Raw genomic sequence first — 19678 nt, 5'->3', positions numbered from 1 at the left:
GGGTTGCGGGGGTCGCGGGGGTTACGGGTGGACGTGTCACAGCTAGTGGGGCTGCTACCCGGCCTCGGCGCGTTCGGCACGTTCGCGACGGCGGTGGTCATCCTGGCGCGGATGATCGGCCACGACCGCGGCCAGCTCGACGCGGCGGACGCCCGCTACAAGCAGGAAGCGGCGGATCACGAGGAGACCCAGGCGAAGCTGGACCAGCAGATGCGGCTACGCCGGCAGGCCGAGGACACGGTGGCGAAGCTGGGTCGCAAGGTCGACGCGCTGATCGAGCAGATGGCCGCCCAGGGCCGGCAGATCGCGGCTCAGAGTGAGCTGATCCAGCGGCAGACCGAGGTGATCAGCGAGCAGACCGAGCGGATCCAGCACCTGGAGCGGGAGGTAGCCCAGCTCAGCGGCGCCGCTCGGGTCGAGGCCCGCTGACCGGGACGCTAACCCCACCAGGGCCGATCGTGGCGGCATGGATGTCAACCTCTTCTCGTGGGTGCTGGACACCCCGTCGTGGGCGCTGCTGCTCGGCGTCATCAACCCGCTGCTCGTGTCGGTCGTCAACCAGCCGCGCTGGTCGGCGACCGCCCGGCAGGCGGTGGCGATCGTCGTGGCCGTCGCGCTCGGTGTGGTCGGCTGCCTCGCCGACGGGTCGATCGGTGACGGCATGACCGTTCTGCAGGTGGCCGCCGTTGTGGCGGTCGCGTCGCACGCCGCGTACAAGACCGTGCTGTCGAAGGTGGCCGGGGCGGTGGAGCGGGCGACCAGCCGGCGTGAGGACTACGACCTGGCGACCTGACCGGTGTCGGACTCGCCGCGCGTCCGCTCTTCCCGCAGCAGTTCGATCATGCGGACGGGGTGGCGCGCGGCGATCTGCTCCAGCAGGCTCCGGCGGGCGTTCTTCGCGACCGGGCCGGCCCGGAGCGCCTTCAGTTCGTCCGGGTGTTCCTGGCCGAGGCGCTCGAGCGCGCGCCGGCGCGGCCCGGCGCCCTCGGGTGGCAGGGCCTGGAGGGCTTCCCGTTCGGCGCGGGCTGCTGTGCGGACGGCCCGCCACTTGGCGCGGGTCTGCTCGGGTGCGCCCTTGCGGTCGTGCTGGTCGGCCATTATCAGGAGCTCGCCGATGGCCTTGCGGGTGCGGCGGCGCAGGACGTCGCTGCGGAAGAGGGCGATGGTGTCGGGGGTGGGCCGGTCCAGGTGACGGAGCAGCTCCATGAGGAAGCCGCGGTCGTCGGTGGCGGCGATCTCGGCGAGGCGCCGGGGGTCGCTCAACCTGGGCCCTCCCTTTCTGTCGGCGTGTCGTTGGTCGGCTCAGCGTAGTTGCTGTCAGGGGTGGTGCCGTACCATGGGTGATGGAAAGGCCAACCGGCGAGAAACACGGCGGCTGCGGCACCTTCTGAGCCTTCTGGGCAATGGGGTCTCCACCGCACCGTTGTGCGAGGTCTGAGCGGTTCGCTCCCGCGATGACGATCTCAGCTCACCTGGGTTGGCCTTCCGTTTTTGTCAGGCCGCGCACGGGAGTGCGCGGCCTGACTCATTCCTGCTACACTTTGGGGTGTCAGGACGTTATCGTTCTGACGGCGTACGGCTAGGCCCGTGAGCGACGGGCCGGACGAGGAGACCCTGACCATGACTGCTGCCATTGAGCAGACCGACCAAGCGGTATCGACTGATGCCGTCCCGGTGGAGCCGGACGCACCGTCCGCTGAGCAGGCGACGGCGGAGACCGGCGACCAGCCGTCGGAGGAAGCCGCCCCGGCGGACGAGAAGCCGGCGGAGAGCGCCGGGACGGTGGCTGTGCAGCCGCCCGGCTTCCTGGCCATCGAGCCCGGCCAGCGGCGGCTGACGGCCGACCAGCGGACCTCCCTGAGCGCCATCGGCATCACCGACGACTACGACGTCGCGCAGATCCGGGTGTTCATCCACTTCTGCCAGGTGCGGAAGCTGGACCCCTGGGCCAAAGAGGCGTACCTGATCAAGCGGAAGGGCCGCAGCGGCGATAGCTACTCGATCCAGACGTCGATCGACACCTACCGTCGGAAGGCGTTCGAGACGAAGCGGTACCGGCGGAAGGTCGGCGTCTACTGGACGGGCCCGGAAAACGACCCGAACTCGTGGATTGTCGACCCGCAGACCCGGGTGCGGTATCGGGTGTGGGACGACGTGTGGCTGCGGCCAGGGAACCCGGCGGCGGCGAAGTGCGTGATCGAGTACTACGACGAGCGCGGGGAGATCGTGCAGTCGGAGGCGATCGCGAACTGGGACATGTTCGTTGGCACGACGTGGAAGAACAACGAGAAGGTGCCCAACGAGATGTGGGCGAAGGGCGGCGCGCACATGCTCGCGAAGTGCGCGGAGGCCCTCTCTCTTCGGCAGGCGTTCCCGACCACCCTGTCGGGGCTCTACATCCAGGAAGAGATGTCTCACCTGGACTCGGAGGCCAACTCCGAGTACATGGAGCGGCTGGTGGCCAAGCGGCGGGAGGCGTTCGCCAAGGCGCAGGCCGCGAGGGTGGACGAGGGCGGTGACGTCGTGGAGGGCACGATCGTCGGCAAGCCGGCCGATGAGGCCCCGGACACCGACGGCCCTGCGGCGGACGACGAGCGGCAGTGGCTGATGGAGGAGCTGGACGAGCAGGCGCGGATCCTCGGTCAGTCCCGGGTGAAGCTGCTCAACCGGCTCACCGTCGCGCACCGCTGCAACCCGGAGGATCTGCCGGTGGAGGCGCTGCGTCCGCTGGTGCTCAGCCTCCGGCCGCTGGTCGGCGAGGCGATGGAGTCGCGGAACGCGGTGGCCGGAGCGGAGCTGTACCGGACCCTGCCGCCGAGCGGGCACGCGGGCGCGAAGGCGATGCTCGACTGGGTGGCCGGTCCGGCCGAGGGTTCAGACCAGACCGGCTGAGACGGCGTTGGAGGGGGCGTCTGGTCCGCCGACCCTGGCGTACCAGGCGTCCAGCCTCCCGGCGAGCGTCGGGGGGTCGACGGCGGCGGCTTTGGCCCGCTGGGCGGCGAGACGCATCTCGATGGTCTCGACGGGCAGCGCCAGCCAGACGGCGATCTCCTCGACGGTGGCACCGGCTGCGGCTTCGACGGCGATCGTCGCGTCGATGACCCGCTCGGCGCACAGCCGCAGCCGGCGGGCGGCCTGAAGGTGCTCGCCGAACTCCATATGGTGGTCGGCGTAGGTGGGTACGAGGCTGGTGGCGAACTCGGCGGTCATCTGCAGCGCCTCGGACATGACAAGGCGGGCCCGCGCACTGTCGCCGACCTGAGGCTGATCTGTCACGGGCCCACCCTCCGGGGGGCTGGGGAACCGACCGTTTACCCGATCATTGTGTGGCTGTGCGGCCTCGCGCATCCCCTTGCGAGTCATGATGCACCGTTTGTACTGTCACACATACACACCACTCAGTTACTTGACTGGGTGGCCGGCCCCCGGCAACGGGGGCAGACCAGCGGGTGAGCGACCCGCCGCACGAATGGAGACCCCTGTGGTTCTGCAACCTCCCCCAGGTCGGGCGTTGGATCTTGAGCCGATTCTGGTGAATCGCTCGGCGGCCATCGTAGCCGCCGGCTGGCCGATCGGTCCCTGGCCGTCCGGCTGCCTGTGTGGGGCCGCCGCCCACCTGCACGCCGGTGAACTGCACGCCGGGCCCGGCCCGGACGGATGCCCCGCGTACCGGCCGGACCCGGCGTGGGACCTGGCGTGGGCGGTGCTTGCCGCCGACGAGCGCCTGGCCATGGACGACGTGGCCACGCACAACACTGCGGCGCGGGGCGAGCGTGCCGCCGGCCGCTGGCAGGTATCCCCCTCCGACGTGGGCAGCTGCCCCCGCCAGGTGTGGTACCGGGAGGCGCCGCCGGACGGGTACGAGCCGCTGCCGGACGACACCCGGCAGGCCGACGCCGGCACCGCCATGCACGCGGGCATCACCGAGGCCCGCGCCGCCCTGTACCCGTGGCGGGAGCACAAGGTGCGGGTGCACATCCCCGGCCTGGACCGCGGCGGTGAGGCCGATGAGTACGACCCGGTCACAGCCACGGTCGAGGACTGGAAGACCGCCGGTAAGGCTACGTGGGACCACATTGGGGTGTACGGGCCCTGGGAGAAGGCATGGAAGCAGAGCTTCATCTACGCCTACGCCCTGGCAGTCGCCGGCCGCCCGGTCCGCCGGGTGCGGATCCGCTACATCCACCGGGAGACCGGCGTCGAGGAGACCTTCACCCGCCCGTACGACGAGAGCTACGCGCTCGGCGCGCTCGGTGAGCTGGTCAACCTGGTCACCATGATGGAGGCCGGCCTGGAGCCGATCCGAGCCGGCCGCGGCCCCGACGTCGACCCGCTGTGCGACCGGTGCCCGGCCCGCGCGCACTGCTGGGCCATCTCCGCCGCCAAGGTGGCCGGTCTGACCCCGCAGACGTACACCGTGCACGGCCCGAACCCGACCGCCGACGACCCGCAGGTCGTGTGGGCGGTCGAGGAGGCCGGCCGGGCGCGGCTGGAGCGCCTGGACCGGGAGAAGGACGAGAAGGCGTACAAGGCTCTCGCCGACGTGCCGGAAGGCACCTACGGCACGTTCGAGGTGAAGCGGGGCAGCACCCGCCGGTCGCAGCACAAGGAGGCGTTCGAGCAGCTGGTCGACCGGTTGGAGGATTGGGCTGCGACGCCGGAGGACGAGAGGCCGCCGCTGCTGTCGATCGTCCCGAACGTGCGGGTGAAGCGGTTCCCGACGCTGGAGATCGTGCCCGTACGCAAGGCCTCGACGGAGAAGCCGGTTCCCGTCCACGCCGCCCGCGCGGTAGCCGAGGCCCTGCACCAGGCGCGCGTCGAGGCGGAGGTGCGGCCGTGAGGGTGACTGATCTGCGGCCCTGGATCAACGCCGGGGTGCTCATGATGTCCGACATGGTCGGCTGGCTCCCGGGCTGGTGGGTCAAGGACGCACGCTGCGCCGATACCGACCCCGAGGCGTTCTTCCCCCAGGAGCAGGGCAACGCGTGGCGGGCCGCCGCCCGGGTGTGCAAGGAGTGCCCGGTCCGGGACCTCTGCTTGGCCTACGCAGTGGTGACGGACGAGCGGATCGGCGTCTGGGGCGGGCTCAGCCAGAGGCAGCGCTACCGGTTGACGGAGCTGCGCATCCCTGGCACCACCGTCACGGTGCAGTTGGCCAAGCGCCGTCGTGGGCCGGCCGGGCCGCTGGACGACCAGGTGCACGAGCTGACGAAGGACGGCGCGAGCGCGGCCACCATCTCCAAGGTCGCCGGGGTGTCCGAGCGGTCCGTGTACCGGGCGCGGAAGCGTGCCCGGGAGGCGCAGATGGAGCAGCTCGGTGCGGCGGCGTGACCTGCCGGCCAGGCCGGGCCGGAAGCCGATCACGACACGCCGCGCGGGTTCCGTGTATCTGATTCAGCAATGGAGTACACCTGTGGCATGGCAAGCACCAAACCAGGACGGGTGCCGAAGGGCGGCAAACGCCGCCCCGTGCGCTTCCCCGACGAGCAACTCGACCGGTACGAGCAGGAAGCCCGGGAACTCGGCATCCCGTTCAGTGACTACGTCGCCAACCTCGCGGCGAGAGGCGCTGGACTGCCCGAGCCGTGGCCCGCGCCCGCCGCACCCGCACCGACGCTCCCCCTGGAGCTGGCGGCAGCCTAGAGACGAGAACACAACCGAAAAAGCAGATGGTCGCCTCCCGGATCCCACACCCAGAAGCGACCATCTCAGCCAACCGAGGAGCCACATGCGTGACCCCTTGGGTCGTACTCGTGTGCCCATTTTGGCACACGGGTCGCCCACCCGCACACACCTCCGTCCTGTGAATCGCCACAACGTCGAAGACGTTAAGTGCGCGCGGCCGGTAGACACCCGCTCCATGAAGTCCCCCCGGATCCCAGGCGGTGTCTCATGAGCATGGAGAACCCGCGCGGCGGCCTGCGCAAGCGGCGCCGCGACCCCTTCGTTCAGGTGCCGTCGAGCACCGTGGACGACTTCACCGTCCCGTTCCGCAGCCTCGGCGTGCTGACCTGGCTCCTGAACAAGCCGGACGGCTGGGACGTCAACTCGATCCAGATCGCCAACGAGGGCAAGGGCAAGACCCTCCGTGGCCGCAAGGCGGCCCGGGAAGGCCGCGAGGCCGTCCGTACCGCGCTGCGGGAGTTGGCGCTGGCCGGCTACTACCGGCTGGAGAAGCGGCGGATGCTCGACCGCACGTTCGTGATGGGCACCGCCGTGTCGGAAACCCCGGTGGCGTCCTGGGCGGCGCAGGCCGAGTTCTTCGGCGGGAAGTACGTGCCCCTGGTCGAACAGCCGGACGGCAGCTTCAAGGTGAAGTACCCGGACGGCACGCTGCTGGACGACGACTTCCCGCCGCCGGAGGGGCAGCAGTTGGCGGACGACGCCGGCGAAGACCCGGACGGAAGCGAAAACCTCGGAGACAGGTTTTCGGGCTCCGAGGGTCTCGACAACCTCGGAGACGGGTTTTCGGGCTCCGAGAATCCGGGCCCCGAGAACCCGGGGCCCGGAGAAGCAGCGACCGGAAACCTGTCCCCTATACAAGAGGGGTTACACCAGAGGGGTTACACAGATTCCGATCATCCTTCGGATGATCGGCGCGGCGAGGCTGCCGACGACCGAGCTGACGCAGTTCAGCCGGCCCTCGACGGCACGATTCCAGCCCCCCGTGCTTCGGATCCGAAGCCGCCGAAGGAGCCGACGAACCACGACCTGGCCATGGGCATCGCCCGCAGTTGGACCACCTACCGCGCCAGCAAGGGGTGGCCGGTGGTAGCCAGCAACCCGCTGCACGCCGTGAAGTCGCTGGTCCTGCCGTTCCTCGACGCGGGGTACACCGAGGACGAGGTCAAGCGAGCCCTCAACGGCATCGCTGAGGGCCTCCCCTCCAAGGCGCAGATGGAGCGCGCGCTGGTAACGATCCGGGGTCGCGCACCGCGACCGCCAGCTGGTGTCGGCGGCAGGCCGCCGGCCGGCGCACTGAAGGTCAACGACGCCTGGTCGGACGATGCCCGGCCGGTTCCTGCCGGCGCGGCTGCCGGAGGTGGATGGTGACCACGCAGCAGGAATCCCCCACCGAGCGGGCCATCGCCCGGCAGCGGAAGTCGGGCGAGACCCAGCAGGCCGGATGGCTCGCCAAGGGCCTCATGAGCCGGCTCCCCGAGCACCTCCGAGACGAGCTGATCGGGTTGGCCGCCGAGCGTGCCGACGCCGCCCGGCAGGCCAAGGCCGCAGGCCTGCCCAGCCCGGTGAGCACCCCGACCGGTGAGGTGCCGGCAAGCGAGCAGACCCTCCGTCAGCAGGCTGCCGCCCGGGAACGATCTCTGCAGGCGTGCCTGCCCGACGACCGGGTCGCCGCCGATGTCGGGTTGGCGTCCCTGGATCCGGACCAGCACCCGGACGGGATCGCCGCGTGGTTGGCTGACCCGGATGCCCGGACGGCGATCTTCGCCGGCCGCACCGGAAGCGGCAAGACACAGGCCGCGTACGCCGCCGCAGCGGAGGCCGCCCGCCGTGGCGCGGCGACTCGCCTGCGGTCCGGCGAGGTCGTCACGAAGCCGTTGCTGGTGCGGGCGTGGACCATGCAGGGCTACCTGGCCCAGCTCCGCCCCGACGGGTCGAAGCACAAGGTCTGGGAGATCCGCGACCGCGCCTACACCGCTGAGTTGCTGATCATCGATGACCTGGCGGCGGAAATGGACATCGAGGCGAAGGAGTTCGTCCGCCGGGAGCTGCTGGAGCTGATCGAGTACCGGCTGAACGCCCGCCTGCGGACGATCTTCACAACGAACCTGCGGGCCCGGGACGTGGAACAGCGCGACGGCACCCGGGTGGCCGGTCTGGAGACCATGCTCGGTGACCGGCTGTTCTCTCGCCTCCAGGACCGGGCCACCGCGTTCACGTTCCTCGGCCCGGACCGCCGCAGCCTGGCGGGTCTCGACTGGTGAGCGGCGACCCATGGACCGACCTGCGGTTCTGGCAGCAGGTCATCACGGATGCCCGCCGTACCGTGCTGGTCGAGCACGGCCGGGCCGCCGAGGTGACGGCCATGCTCGACCGGCACGGCGTCGCAGGCCAGTACGACGTGCACGAGTCCGGCGCGGTGCCGGCCGGGCAGATCCTGGTAGTCGACCACCACGCTGTGGACGCGATCGACCGCCAGTCGGCGCAGGCCATAACCGGAAGGATCTTGCGTCGAGACGCTAACCCGAGCGGTGCCGTACAACGTGAGGACGGCCACGGGACCGGGTGAGCGAACCGGTGCCTGGCCGCCATCGGGGGCCACAGCCGCACAGGAGGGCACCAGCAGCACAGCTGGTGCCCTTCTTGCCGTCCCGCATCAGCCCGCATACTCTGCCGGTACAAAACAAGCGAGGAGAACCCGTGTCGGATCCGCTCCGCTCCGCCCTCCGGCTCCGCCTGGGAGCGCAGCTCCGCGTGATCCGCCGCTACCGAGGCCTCTCCGGTGCCGCCCTCGCCGAACGCATCACCGTCAGCCAGTCCAAGGTGTCCCGGATCGAGTCCGGCACTCTGTGGCCGCCGCTCGCCGACATCATCGCCTGGCTCGACGCCTGCTACGTAGACCAGGCCACCCGGTCGCGGGTCATGTCCCTCGCCGAGGCCATCGAGCAGCGCGTCACCACCCTCCGCGACCTCCACCGCGGCAGTCTCGAGGTACGCCAGCTGGAGCTGGTCGGCCTCGACGGCCGCGCCGCCCGCGTGCGGCACTTCCAGCCGTTGATCGTGCCGGGCCTGTTCCAGACTGCCGAGTACGCCCGCGCCACCATCACCGCGGCGAACCTGCACGGGGAGCGGGACGTCACCGCCGCCGTCGAGGCCCGCATGCGGCGGGTAGCCCGGATGCGGCAGCCTGGGGCGCCCGCCTACCACGCGGTGCTGACCGAGGCGGCGCTGCGGTGGCGTCCCGCCGGTGACGTCGACCTGCGGCCCGACGTGTGGCGCAGCATTCTCGACACCGCCAGTGTGGACAGCATCACCGTGCAGGTCATACCCATCGGCACGCCGATGACCGCTGTGCCCACCTGCGGCTTCACGGCCTACGAGTTCGCCGACGACGACCCGCTGGTCATCGTGGAGGCCACCGCCGCCGAGATCACCTTCGCCGGTGAGGCGGAAACCGCGGACTTCGGCATCGTGTTCGACCGGATGGCCGTCGCCGCGCTGTCCCCCGATGACTCCCTTGGCTTCATCGCGCAGCTGCTGACGTAGCACGGTCCGCTCCCCCTGTCCGCACACCAACCCCCGCCGGTCGCCGGCGGGGGTTTTCGCCATCTGCGCGCCACTCGCCCGGGTCTTGCCTTGCCATGCCGCATCGACCCGCATAGTCTTACTGCGCACGCCAATGCGCAACTATGCGTAAGCGTCCCGCGAAGGAGACCCCATGACCGAGATCACTCGCGCCCAGGCCACCACCCCGGAGCGCACCCAGCGCCCGACCACCCTCACCAGCTTCGCCGTCACGGCCCTCATCGCCTTCGGGACGATGCTCGCCCTGCTCGGCGTCGCCATCGCCCAGAAGCACACCGGCGGCAACGCCGACGCCCCGTTCGCCGGCGCCGTCATCGCCCTGGCCGTCGCCATCCCCGCCGCGTTCGCCCACGACCGGCGCGCACGGGCCGCCAAGTAACCCGTGACCCCGCTGCGCACGATGCGCCTCCACCTCGGCCCGGCCGTTCAGGCCGAGGTGGAGGGCACCGGGACGGAGGCCCGACCGTGAGCATCCTCAACCGGCGGCCGGCCGGTCCCGTCAAGTCCACCCGGAAGACCCGCCGCGAGCAGCGCGAGGCCGCGAACTGGGCGCGGCGGTGGGCCGAGGCCGGAGACGACCCGGCCGCCCAAGCCGTCGTGGTATTTGACCAGATCCGCGCCGGCATCAAGGCGCTCAAGCCGGCGCAACGCTCGGCTGCCTGGCGCACCGTACGCGCCGGCCTCGAAGACCTGCGCCGCGACATCCAACCCACCCAGCAGTAAGGACCCCCCCATGAAGCCCGAGGCCACCTACGCGGTGTCCGCAGGGGTCGGCGTGGCGTGCCTCGTCATCGCCGCCCTGTTCTGGTTCATCGGCAACCGGATGCTGCCCCGCCTCACCACCTGCCTCGTGATGACCGGCGTCGCCGGCCTCATCACCACCTGGGCCGGTGAGACGGCCAGCGGCGCGATCGGCTCGATAACCAAGCTGATCGACAAGCTCACCCTGAGCAAGCTCGACGCGAAGGTGTCCGGCCTGATCGCCCTGGTCGCCGTGTTCATTCTCGTGATCCACCTGTGGCGCAAGCAGGTCGGCTGGCTCACCCTCGCCGCCGCCGCGCTCCTCCCCATCGCCGTCCGCTCCGCCACCGGGGACCTCGGCGATGGCCTCCACACGCTCGTGCAGGGCATCACCGACTTCTTCGCCAGCTTGGTCGGCCCGCTGACCGGCACCGCACCGCACGCCCCAACCCCCAAGCCGAGCGGGAAGTAGGTCAGGGATGCCCGACTTCGGCGCGATCTTCATCATCGTGGTCATCACGACCGTCATCTACCGGGCCGGCCGGCGCGGCAAGAACGCCGTCCGCAGCTTCTACCAGGGCCGCATCGCCGCGTGGAAGGGATCCAGCCCCGCGCCGGCACCCCGCGGTGTGAAGGTCGGCGCCGCGCTGGCCACCGGGCTGGTCGGCGGAGTCCTCTACACGCGGGGGTTCGTCGGGGGCCTGGTGCAGGGCTGGCCCGACGGGTCAAAAGCCGCCCACGACTGGTACGAGGCCCGCACCAAGAAGGAAGCCACCTCAGCTCCGGCCACCAAGCCGAAGCCGACCACGGAGCAGCCGGCAGCCGTCAAGGACCCGGGCTGCCGCTGGATCGGCCCAGACGTGCCGCGCGTCGGCATCAGCATCGGCATGAACTGCGGCGAGCGGATCGCGCCCGGGGCGCCCGAGCCGTACTGCGCGAAGCACCTCGCCATGGTCGAGAAGCTCCGGGCCGAGAAGGCCGCGCTGGACCGCCGCTCCGAGGAGCTGTGGGCCGAGCGCGCGAAGGCGGCCAACGGCGAGCCGAATCGGCTGTGCAGGTACGAGATGGCGGGCCGACGCTGCCTCGACCTGCGCGACGAGAAGCTGGGCAACGGCTACTGCACCACCCACGACGCGCTCGTCGCATCCGAGCGCGCCCGGACCGACGAAGAGCCGGCCGAAGGCCCGACCCTGCGCCTGGTCACCAACAACAGCAACCCGAACACCGAAGGGAGCACCGGAGTGCCCGTTGAGACCGCGACCGGCGGTGACGTGCGGAACCTCGAACAGGTCCGCGCCGAGCTGGACAGCATCATCCGCGAACAGGAAGCCGAGCGGGAGGACGCCCAGCAGCACCTCCAGCGGGCCATGGAGGACGCCAAGCGGCACCAGGCCCTCCAGCACTGGGTGGAGACCTCCGACTTCCCCGACGACGTGCGGGGTGCCGCCCTCGCCCTCGCCGACCACCTCCGCGGCCTGGTCGACGCCGCCGCCGCCCGGATCGCCGCCGCCGACGGCACCCTCAACGACGCCCGGCAGGCCCTCAGCGACGTCGACCCGCACCGCCAGGTCAAAACCGCCGTCGACACGGCCGGCGGCATGGCCGTCACCGACGCCTACGCCATCTGACCAGGAAGAGAAGCCCGATGAACCTCACCGACGCGAAGCGCCACCTCGAAGACCTCCAGACCGACGCCGGTCGGGACGTCGAGGACGCCCGCGCCAGCCGCCAGCTGGCCGACGAAGACCTTGGCCGATTCGACCGGCTGCACGGCAACATGATCCGCCTGTTCGGGCCGGCCGGGGCCGGTGTCACCGCCGTTGGTCGGCTGCGTGACCGGGCGCTTCAACGCGCCACGGCCGCCATCGACCGCTCCCGCTCGGCCGCCGCCGCCAACGCCGCTGCCGCCACCTTCGCCGCCCTGCTCGACCAGCACCTGTCCATCCGTGAGCGCGGCCAGGCCGCCGGTGGCCTCGCCCAGCGCGAGGCGTATGGCGCTGGCACCAACCGCCCCACCAACTGACCAACCCGAGGGGCCCCGGACCAGCCGGCCCGGGGCCCCCACCACGAGAGGAGGATGCCGTGTTCGGCAGGACCCCGCAGCCGCCGCCCCCGCCGCGCCGCCGCGTGTGGTGGCCGCTGCGCGCGCTCGGCGCCCTCATCGGCGGCATCGCCCGCGCCATCACCTGGATCATCCGCCTGTCTCTGCGCTGCGGCTGGCGGTACCGGCAGCTGCTCGCCCCCCTCTACGCCTCCCTGTGGCTGGCCATCGCCGCCCTGCTCATGCACGGCACCAACCGGCCGTGGCTGACCATCAGCGCCGGCACCGCCATCGCCGCCGTCTACCTCGCCCTCTGGATCCGCCGCCGCAGCAGGCAGGGCCGCCGGCTCCGCCGCGCGAAGCTGACCTACGCGTGGTCGTGCCTCACCGCGGCCGCCGTGTGGTCGCTGGTCCTCACCACGTGGACGCTGCCGCTGACCTGGACCGCCGGCATCCACACCGCGCTCACGATCGCCGCAGCGGGTCCGTGGATGTGGGACCGCCGGGTACGCCGCCCGAAGCCGCCAGCCGAGCAGCAGGTCATCTGGGCCGAGCGGCTCGCCGCCCCGAACCGTCGCCTCGCCGGCACGGAACTGGTCAACGTCAAGCCGGGCAAGGGCAACATCGAGTGGGAAGGCGTGATCCACGGCGAGCCGGGCCTGTTCACGACGTCGCAGGCCGTCGCTGCCCAGGAGTTCATCGGCTCAGCCTTCCGGTGCTCGATGGGCGAGTTCGTGGTCGAGCCCGAGGCGTCCGAGCGCCTCGACACCGCTCGGATCATGCGGGTCAACGCCAACAAGACCTACGCGAAGACCGCCTACGACGACACCTGGCGCGGCCTGGACCACGGCTCCGTCGCCCTCACCACCTACCCTGACGGCACGCGGGGCCGGTTCGCGATCTTTGTGCCGAAGGCCGGCACCGTCAACTCCGTGTTCGCCGGCGACTCCGGCTCCGGTAAGAGCAAGGGCTTCTCGACCGCCATCACCCAGGTCACCGACTCCGGCCTGGTCGTGCCGTGGGCAGCGTGCCCGCAGGGCGGCCAGTCCTTCCCCGCCTGGGCCGGCAAGCACGGCCAGGCCGACTACATCGCCCGGGACGCCGAGCAGTGCCTCGCGATGCTGGAAGCGTTCCGCGGCGCCCTGTTCGCCCGCTCCGCCATCCTGGGTGAGCTGCCGTTCCTGACCAGCAAGGAGAAGGTCCGCCACGGCATCGCCCGCTACGACCCGGACATCCTTGTGCTGGTCGACGGCGAGCCTGTGCGCCTCGGCGAGTACATGCCGATCCTGTCGGTCAGCGTCGATGAGATCCCCGTCCTGTTCGCCTACGACCCCGATAGCCGGTTCCTCGTCGCCCAGATTGTGAAGCTCGACGGCAAGGTCGGCGGCCAGCTCAACCTCGGCGTGCAGATGCCGTCGGTCCCCGAGCTGGGCAACAACGACACGATCAGGCAGAACATCAAGGGCAACGTCGTCGCGTTCCGCAACACCGAGGCCGTGAGCAAGGGCATGATCCTGTCCCCGCACATGCCGTCCCCGGACCGCATCCCGGTGCACCCGCCCGGCCAGCCATACGAGCACACCAAGGGCACCTGCGTGCTGGAGTCCGTCGCCCCGCACAGCGCCCGCGCCACCTTCAGTCGCACCCCGTCCATCGCGGACGAGGACGACTTCGAGCTGGCGGAGGCGGCAGCGGCCCACCGGCCGGCGCTGGACGAGATCACCGCCCGGGGGGCCGGCCGGGACTACTACGACCAGTGGCTGGCCCGGCCGTTGGCACCGAAGGCGGTGCGGCCCGACTACGCCCGCACGGTCGCCGAGCCGGGCACGCCCGCCGAGCCGGCACCCGCTCGGGAGGTCATCACCGTGCAGGCACCCGCCGGGCAGCCGCCGGCCGTGGTCCCGGCGCAGGGCGGCCGGACCCGCAAGGCCAACGCCACGGTGGTCGACCAGGCCGTCGACTGGCTCCAGCGCAACGGCGGCGTGGCCACCACATCGGTGATCGCCACCGGCATCGGCTCGACCCGCAGCACCGTGTCCACGTCCCTCGGTCGGGAAGCGAAGCGCCCCGGCGCCCGGGTACGCCGCGGCGACCGCGACGGCGAGTGGGCGCTCGCCGGCCAGCCCGCCCGTCAGCTTCAGGAGGTAGCGTGACCACCACGATCACCGGCCGCCGCTGGACGCGCGGCCAGCAGACCCACCCGGTGTGGTGCGACGTCGTCCGCTGCCAGGCCCTGAGTGTCAACGGGGAGCACCGCAGCGAGCCGATCCGCCGCCACGTCCCCGGCATCGGCGTCGTCGTCGCCACTCTCACCCAGTTCCCCGGCCGGCGCACGCGCCTCGACGTCACCCTCTCCACCCCGCTGCCCGGCGACGACCGGGACGTGCTGCACGCCGAGACCGTCACCAACGACCTGGTCGCCGCCCTCGCCCGCCTCAGCGCGCACCCCCGGCGCGCTGCTGCCGTCCCCTCCGGTGCGCGCCCGGCGCGCGCCATCGCCCGCTAGGAGTCCACCCCCGATGCAGCTGCAACACACCCACCCCACCCCCACCGCGCACACCAGTGCGCACCCGGCGGTACGGTCCACCGCCGTGGACACCCTGCCCTCCGTGGCGCGTGCCGACCTCGAATCGGCGCGCGCCACCAAGACCCGAATTGAGCAACTGGAGGCCGAGATCGCGTCGCTGCGCGGCGGCCTCGGCCTGCTGCTGCAGCGCCTCGTCACCGTCCACCGCGTGCCCAAACGCGCGCTGGCACGGCACCTCGACTACGCGTCCGACAACTCGGTACGCCAGAAGACCTGCGGCTGAGCGAGCCCCAACCCGTTAGGAGACCCCCGATGATCCCGTTCGACCCGGCGCAGTGGACGCCGGCACCGGACCAGGTGACCGCCTGGATCGTCCCGGCCGGCGCCATCCTGGCTGTGGCCCTGATCGGCCTGCTGTGGTGGCAGGTCCGCCACCGGTCGCTGGCGTCGGTCGGCCGCGCCATCACCACCCCGCTCGTCCTGGCATGGGAAGCGCAGGGCCTGCACCACCTGGCCGAAAAGACCGGCGTCAAGGGCGTCGCCGCATGGGTGCTCGCCCTGGTCACCAGCGCCGTCCTGGTCACCCTGGCCGCGTACGCCGACGACCACCACAAGAAACACGGCAACCTCGGCTGGCCCGGCCGGCTGGTGTGGATCGTCGCCGTACCCATGGGCCTGGTCGTCGCACTCACCGCGATGAGCGCGGCCGAGTTCGCGCTGCGAATCATCCTGCCGCTGCTGGTCGCTCTCGTGTGGTGGGTGCCGTACGCGCCCGCGATCATCCGCCGCGTCACCGCCGACGGGACACAGGCACTACGGACCGGTGCCCTACGCATCTCGCCCCGCCGGATCGGGGTGTGGCTGGGCCTGATCGACCCGACCGACGCGGACCTGTCCGTCGTCCATGAGGAGCGGCAGATCCGCCGGCTCACCACCGCCGCCCACAAACTGCACCACGGCTGGCGGCTGTGGCGCCCGATGCGGGCGGCCCGGCTGCGCCGCCTCGCGCTGGTGGCGACGCCCGAGATGGTGGACGAGGTGGCCCGCCGGGTGCGGCTGGTTCACGAGATCGAGCGACTGACCTCGCCCGTGAAGGCCGCCGCGCCGGAGGGCACCGACGCGGCGGCCGGCGCGCGCGCCGAGCCCACCGCCGAGCCGCAGGACGCGCGCGCCGAGGCGACCGCGCCGGACGACAGCGCGCGCGCCGAGCACAGCGCGCCAGCCCCGAGCATGCGCGCTGGCGGGCCACGCCGTCCGTCGCCGCGTCTGCGGAGCGCCCGCGCCGCCGCCCCGACCGCCGCTGCCAGCGCGCGCGCCCAAGCCGGCGCGGACGACCGCGCCGAGGACCAGCAGACCGACGCTGGCGCGCGCGCCGAGACGGCATATGCCCAGTACGCGGCCCATGTGGAGGAGGCCGGCGCGGAGCCGGACGGCGCTATGGTCGCGGGCTGGCTCGGGTACGCGCACGCGGGTAACGGCCGGAAGGCGCGCGAGCCGTGGCGCGCGCGCATGGCCAAGGAGATCGAGACCGGCGCGCGCGCCCGGCCCGTGAACCTTCCCGGCGCGGTCGCCGCGCTGCTGCCGCCCGAGTCGCGGACGCGCGCGCCGGAGACCAGCGCGCCGGCCGCCGACGGCGCGCTCGACGCGGCCGGCGCGCAGACGGACGACATCCTCGGCGCGCTGTCCCTCGACAGTGAGCCGGGCGCTGCGGCACCGGTGGAGGAGGCCACGCCGATCCCGGAAGTGGCCACCGCGTAGACCGTCCAGCACACGGAGGGGCCGATCAACTTCCCGGTCGGCCCCTCTTGCATGTTCACAGGTTCACAGGTATCGCGCGCGCCTGCGCGCATGCGCGCACCTAACGCGTTGGGCCCCCGAGAGGGCTGACAGCCGGTGTGACCCTGTGACTGTGAACCCCGCTCCCCCGCCGCCCGGCCCACGCCCGGTCATGCCGTCATGACCGCCGTCATGCCGTCATGACGCTCGCCCGCCCGAGCCGCCTTGGCTCTCGGCCGCCCGCAGCTGTCCCGGGTTGCCGGGCGGCGCTCCGGTACGGACGGCCGACAGCGATCCCGGACACTGACTGGTAGGCCGCCTACCTGTCGGGGCGACCACCAAGCACATCGGCCTACATGCGCTCTGACCTGCCCCTCAACGCGTGGAATGTGCCACTGAGGGGCCAATCTGGGCGCGCGCCTACTCCCCGCCCGGGCGCACCGCTGCCAGAATGCGCGGAGGTATCCCACACCCAACGCAAGGAGGCATCATCTTGTGGTCGGAATCCACAGACGAGGTGGCGCGCGCGTGATCCTCGCCGTGATCAATCAGAAGGGCGGCAGCACGAAGACGACCACCTCGGTCAACCTCGCCGCCGCTCTCGCCGCCGAAGGTAAAGCCGTCCGTCTGATCGACGCCGACCCGCAAGCCGGTTCCGCGACGTTCTGGCTCCCCCCGCAGGACGACGTGGGGGAGGGGCTCGTAGACGTCTTCAAGGACAAATCGACCATTGACGACGTAACATCACGAACCACTGTCCCCAACCTCTACATCGTCCCGTCGTGGCCCTCGCTCCGTCAGGTCGAGCGAACCCGCGAACCCGGCAGCGAACTGGTGCTCCGCTCCGCCCTGTCCACAAGCGAGGCACCGATCGACGTGGACATCATCGACAGCCCGCACACCCTCGACGTCCTGGCCGTCGCCGCGGTGGCCGCCGCCGAAGGGCTCATCGTCCCCGTCCAGGCGTCCGGCCTCGACGTGGTCGGCATGGAGGAGCTGCTGGAGATGGTCAAGACCGTCCGCCGGCGCATCAACCCGGACCTGCGGATCAGCGCAATCGTCGTCGGCCGCGCCAAGGCCATCGGCCCCGGCCGCTACACGAGCTTCGACCAGCAGCTGATCAACTCGTTCGCCGAGTCGTACCCGGACAGCCTGGTCGCCCCGATCGCGGACAGCGTGCGGATGCGCGAGGCCACCGAAGCCCACACCCCGATCAACCTGTATGAGCCTGGTGGCCGCTGTACGGGCGACTTCGCCTCACTCGCCGCCGAACTGATCAAGAGGGATGAGGCAGCGTGATGGCCAAGCCACAGCGACCAACGATCAAGGCACCCGGGAGCGGCAGCATCTTGGACGAAGTCGATGAAGCGGCCTCGACTCGGCCGCCCGGCCGGCCACCGTTCGCCCGTGACCCGCAGCCCGACCCGACCCCTGCGGCGCCAGAGGCGAAGCCTGCTGAGGTCGCGGCACCAGCGCCGCGCCGCCGCGCCGCCGCGCCAGCCCGGCCGTCCCGCCCCGCGCCGCCTCGGCCCACCGCCAGGCCAGCAGCCCCCGGCATCCCGCAGCCGCCGCCCGGCTACGTCGAGTCGACCAAGCCGTTGCAGGTGTACCTGCCTGGCGCGGACCACTGGTTGCTGAAGTACGGGGTCCTCGTGCGCGGCACCGACATGACGTCGGTCGTCGCCGCCCTCGTCAGCGCCTACAACCACGACCCCGAGGCGTGGCACTCCCTGATGGCCCGAGCCGACGAGGAGCGAGTGCCCCTCGGGGAGCTGCTCGCGCCGGCGCTCGCCCAGGCGGTCGAGCGGGAAGGCTGATCGGCCCAGCACAATGACAGCGCCCGCTCTCCCTGATGGGAGAGCGGGCGCTTCGTCGTCTGCTGGGTCAGTCCTTGCCGGCCCACTTGCGGACCGTCTGCCGGTCCACCCCGGCGGTACGGGCCACCTCCGCCTCGGCGCGGCCCTCCTCAAGGGCGCGGAGCACCCCGGCGCGCAGGATCGCGGTCTTCTCGTCGAGCACCCGCTTGGCGTCGGTCCGCTCCCGGCCCAGCTTGGCGAGGTCGACGGAGCCGACCGGCGGGTGCACCTGGACCTGGTAGTAGCCCTTCTCCTCGAAGTCCTCGCGAATCTTCTCGGCGCGCTCGGCGGTGTCGGCGTACTCGGTGCGGGCCTCCTGCGGGCGGAGCTGCCCGTACACGGCCCAGCGGGGGCCACGGTCCTTGACCCGATCCCACGCGACTGCCTTGACGTACATGATGTGTCTCCTTCTCAGGCGATGGCCGCCAGGGCGGCGGCGTTGGCGGGAAGCGGGCGGCAGATGCCGCGCGCCCAGCGGTAAATGGTGGAGATGCTGACGCCGATCATCTCGGCGATCTGGCGGACGGTGCGGCCGGCGGAGCGGAGGGCGGTTACCTGCTCTGCGGCGGTGCCGGTCGGGGTGAGGTCGTCGTCGTCGGGGGCCGGCTTGGTGCGGGCGACTTCGGCGGCGATGGCCTCGCGGATCTCGCGGCCCAGCGCGGCGTCGCGGGTGATGAAGATCTGGCTGGCCTCCCAGTAGACCTTGATGGCGGTGAGCTGGGCGGCGCGGCGGTTGGAGATCTTCTCGCCGTTGAGGGTGGCGTGGGCGATGTTGCCGCTCTTGTAGAACTCGATTTCCAGGCCGACCAGCGGGGCCCACACGTCGACGTTGAGGTAGACACGGAGGGTGCCGTCGCTCTTGCGCCACTCGCGTCCGCCGATGCGGGTGATCTGCTCTGCGGTGTAGGTGTTCATCGCCTTCCCCCTCGCTCGATCTGTAGACCACTCTACAGCATGCCTGTAGACATGTCTACAGGCTGCGCCCAGCGCACAGCGCCCCCGCCTTGGCCATTCCAGGCCGGGCGGGGGCGCCACGTTGTGGTGGTCAGCGCCGACGGAGGAGAGCGCGCAACTCGTACACGAGGCCAACGAGCAGCAGGCCCAGCAGCGCCAGGAGCCACATTGACCGCTCCGGTCCCAGTAGCGCGACGGCAGTGAGGCCAATGCCCATCCCGAACAGGGTGACGACCATCAGCAGCCAAAGCGGGAGTACCGTGCCGCCCGGCAGTCGAACCTTCAAGATCAGACCTCCTTGTTCAGCCCACCATTGTCGACGTATCAGGTGAGCAGCCGCTCAACCACGCGCTTTACGCGACTGTGCCCCGCTCCCTGGCTACAGCCAGAGGGCGGGGCGCGTCGTGCAGTCGGCGTGACCTACGAGTAGGTGAAGCCGTTCGCGACGGTGACGTTGCCCGAGTCGTCGGCCACGACCACCGCCACCGCCCCGGCGCCCTTGGCTGGGGTGGTGAC

The 19678-nt window shown here is 71.4% G+C and carries 25 protein-coding genes and 1 pseudogene; 21 read left to right on the top strand and 5 right to left on the bottom strand.

The genetic code is table 11. The features are described 5' to 3' along the window. Nucleotides 1-33 precede the first annotated feature (33 nt). Together ABZ671_RS18530 and ABZ671_RS18525 are read left to right on the top strand one after the other, a co-directional pair. Nucleotides 34-429 (top strand): hypothetical protein, encoded by a 396-nt coding sequence (locus ABZ671_RS18530; protein WP_357859100.1) that lies wholly within the window; start codon nucleotides 34-36, stop codon nucleotides 427-429. A gap of 37 nt (nucleotides 430-466) precedes the next feature. Then, entirely contained in the window at nucleotides 467-793 is a 327-nt protein-coding gene (locus tag ABZ671_RS18525) for a hypothetical protein (RefSeq protein ID WP_357859097.1), read from the top strand. Here the strand turns inward: ABZ671_RS18525 and ABZ671_RS18520 are convergent. Beyond that, nucleotides 775-1263: a hypothetical protein gene (locus ABZ671_RS18520; RefSeq protein WP_357859094.1), complete on the bottom strand. Its 489-nt coding sequence runs from the start codon at nucleotides 1261-1263 to the stop codon at nucleotides 775-777. The two genes, ABZ671_RS18525 and ABZ671_RS18520, sit on opposite strands and share 19 nt — an antisense overlap. 357 nt (nucleotides 1264-1620) lie before the next feature. Here ABZ671_RS18520 and ABZ671_RS18515 point away from each other — a divergent pair, with 357 nt between their 5' ends. After that, on the top strand, nucleotides 1621-2892 hold the full coding sequence (locus ABZ671_RS18515; RefSeq protein WP_357859091.1) for a recombinase RecT: 1272 nt from the start codon (nucleotides 1621-1623) through the stop codon (nucleotides 2890-2892). On the opposite strand, the gene ABZ671_RS18510 is transcribed toward ABZ671_RS18515, so the two are convergent. Then, on the bottom strand, nucleotides 2875-3276 hold the full coding sequence (locus ABZ671_RS18510) for a hypothetical protein (RefSeq protein WP_357859088.1): 402 nt from the start codon (nucleotides 3274-3276) through the stop codon (nucleotides 2875-2877). The genes ABZ671_RS18515 and ABZ671_RS18510 overlap by 18 nt on opposite strands. Nucleotides 3277-3532: 256 nt before the next feature. Between ABZ671_RS18510 and ABZ671_RS18505 the strand changes: the two genes are divergently transcribed. From ABZ671_RS18505 to ABZ671_RS18420, 18 genes and pseudogenes are all read left to right on the top strand, one after another. Further along, on the top strand, nucleotides 3533-4840 hold the full coding sequence (locus tag ABZ671_RS18505) for a hypothetical protein (RefSeq protein WP_357859085.1): 1308 nt from the start codon (nucleotides 3533-3535) through the stop codon (nucleotides 4838-4840). Nucleotides 4841-4884: 44 nt separating this feature from the next. Continuing rightward, nucleotides 4885-5127 (top strand): annotated as a pseudogene (locus tag ABZ671_RS18500) (WhiB family transcriptional regulator); the annotation flags it as partial. Nucleotides 5128-5418: 291 nt separating this feature from the next. Then, complete coding sequence (locus ABZ671_RS18495) at nucleotides 5419-5643, top strand: hypothetical protein (protein ID WP_357859082.1); 225 nt, start codon at nucleotides 5419-5421, stop codon at nucleotides 5641-5643. A 249-nt stretch (nucleotides 5644-5892) separates the two neighbouring features. Continuing rightward, on the top strand, nucleotides 5893-7053 hold the full coding sequence (locus ABZ671_RS18490) for a hypothetical protein (RefSeq protein WP_357859080.1): 1161 nt from the start codon (nucleotides 5893-5895) through the stop codon (nucleotides 7051-7053). Further along, complete coding sequence (locus ABZ671_RS18485) at nucleotides 7050-7946, top strand: hypothetical protein (RefSeq protein WP_357859077.1); 897 nt, start codon at nucleotides 7050-7052, stop codon at nucleotides 7944-7946. The genes ABZ671_RS18490 and ABZ671_RS18485 overlap by 4 nt, the downstream gene beginning before the upstream one ends. Further along, nucleotides 7943-8251 carry a hypothetical protein gene (locus tag ABZ671_RS18480; RefSeq protein WP_357859074.1) on the top strand — a complete coding sequence of 103 codons (309 nt, stop codon included), beginning with the start codon at nucleotides 7943-7945 and terminating at the stop codon, nucleotides 8249-8251. The genes ABZ671_RS18485 and ABZ671_RS18480 overlap by 4 nt, the downstream gene beginning before the upstream one ends. 131 nt (nucleotides 8252-8382) lie before the next feature. Next, a complete protein-coding gene (locus ABZ671_RS18475) occupies nucleotides 8383-9228 on the top strand; it encodes a helix-turn-helix transcriptional regulator (RefSeq protein ID WP_357859071.1) in 846 nt (281 codons plus the stop codon). Between the two features lie 172 nt (nucleotides 9229-9400). Then, nucleotides 9401-9646, top strand: a complete 246-nt coding sequence (locus tag ABZ671_RS18470; protein WP_357859068.1) for a hypothetical protein — start codon at nucleotides 9401-9403, stop codon at nucleotides 9644-9646. An 86-nt stretch (nucleotides 9647-9732) separates the two neighbouring features. Next, nucleotides 9733-9990 carry a hypothetical protein gene (locus tag ABZ671_RS18465; protein WP_357859065.1) on the top strand — a complete coding sequence of 86 codons (258 nt, stop codon included), beginning with the start codon at nucleotides 9733-9735 and terminating at the stop codon, nucleotides 9988-9990. A 10-nt stretch (nucleotides 9991-10000) separates the two neighbouring features. Then, nucleotides 10001-10480, top strand: a complete 480-nt coding sequence (locus ABZ671_RS18460; protein ID WP_357859062.1) for a hypothetical protein — start codon at nucleotides 10001-10003, stop codon at nucleotides 10478-10480. A gap of 7 nt (nucleotides 10481-10487) precedes the next feature. Then, a complete protein-coding gene (locus ABZ671_RS18455; RefSeq protein WP_357859059.1) occupies nucleotides 10488-11636 on the top strand; it encodes a hypothetical protein in 1149 nt (382 codons plus the stop codon). 17 nt (nucleotides 11637-11653) lie between these two features. Continuing rightward, nucleotides 11654-12031 (top strand): hypothetical protein, encoded by a 378-nt coding sequence (locus ABZ671_RS18450; protein ID WP_357859056.1) that lies wholly within the window; start codon nucleotides 11654-11656, stop codon nucleotides 12029-12031. A gap of 59 nt (nucleotides 12032-12090) precedes the next feature. Beyond that, nucleotides 12091-14202 carry a hypothetical protein gene (locus tag ABZ671_RS18445; RefSeq protein WP_357859053.1) on the top strand — a complete coding sequence of 704 codons (2112 nt, stop codon included), beginning with the start codon at nucleotides 12091-12093 and terminating at the stop codon, nucleotides 14200-14202. Then, complete coding sequence (locus ABZ671_RS18440; RefSeq protein WP_357859049.1) at nucleotides 14199-14555, top strand: hypothetical protein; 357 nt, start codon at nucleotides 14199-14201, stop codon at nucleotides 14553-14555. The genes ABZ671_RS18445 and ABZ671_RS18440 overlap by 4 nt, the downstream gene beginning before the upstream one ends. A gap of 13 nt (nucleotides 14556-14568) precedes the next feature. Further along, entirely contained in the window at nucleotides 14569-14859 is a 291-nt protein-coding gene (locus tag ABZ671_RS18435) for a hypothetical protein (RefSeq protein WP_357859046.1), read from the top strand. 29 nt (nucleotides 14860-14888) lie between these two features. After that, nucleotides 14889-16334: a hypothetical protein gene (locus tag ABZ671_RS18430; RefSeq protein WP_357859043.1), complete on the top strand. Its 1446-nt coding sequence runs from the start codon at nucleotides 14889-14891 to the stop codon at nucleotides 16332-16334. 546 nt (nucleotides 16335-16880) lie between these two features. Then, complete coding sequence (locus ABZ671_RS18425; protein ID WP_357859040.1) at nucleotides 16881-17651, top strand: ParA family protein; 771 nt, start codon at nucleotides 16881-16883, stop codon at nucleotides 17649-17651. A 50-nt stretch (nucleotides 17652-17701) separates the two neighbouring features. Continuing rightward, nucleotides 17702-18169 carry a hypothetical protein gene (locus ABZ671_RS18420; RefSeq protein WP_357859037.1) on the top strand — a complete coding sequence of 156 codons (468 nt, stop codon included), beginning with the start codon at nucleotides 17702-17704 and terminating at the stop codon, nucleotides 18167-18169. Between the two features lie 67 nt (nucleotides 18170-18236). On the opposite strand, the gene ABZ671_RS18415 is transcribed toward ABZ671_RS18420, so the two are convergent. From ABZ671_RS18415 to ABZ671_RS18405, 3 genes are all read right to left on the bottom strand, one after another. After that, on the bottom strand, nucleotides 18237-18605 hold the full coding sequence (locus tag ABZ671_RS18415; RefSeq protein ID WP_357859034.1) for a hypothetical protein: 369 nt from the start codon (nucleotides 18603-18605) through the stop codon (nucleotides 18237-18239). 14 nt (nucleotides 18606-18619) lie between these two features. Beyond that, nucleotides 18620-19123, bottom strand: coding sequence for a helix-turn-helix domain-containing protein (locus tag ABZ671_RS18410; protein ID WP_357859031.1), 504 nt, complete (start codon nucleotides 19121-19123; stop codon nucleotides 18620-18622). 130 nt (nucleotides 19124-19253) lie between these two features. After that, nucleotides 19254-19448 carry a hypothetical protein gene (locus ABZ671_RS18405; protein WP_357859028.1) on the bottom strand — a complete coding sequence of 65 codons (195 nt, stop codon included), beginning with the start codon at nucleotides 19446-19448 and terminating at the stop codon, nucleotides 19254-19256. Nucleotides 19449-19678 lie beyond the last annotated feature (230 nt).

Source organism: Micromonospora sp. NPDC006766 (genome assembly GCF_040636055.1).
In the GTDB taxonomy this organism is placed as follows: domain Bacteria; phylum Actinomycetota; class Actinomycetes; order Mycobacteriales; family Micromonosporaceae; genus Micromonospora.
The sequence above is the reverse complement of the archived record's forward strand: the minus strand, read 5'-3'. Positions and strand labels throughout refer to the sequence as shown.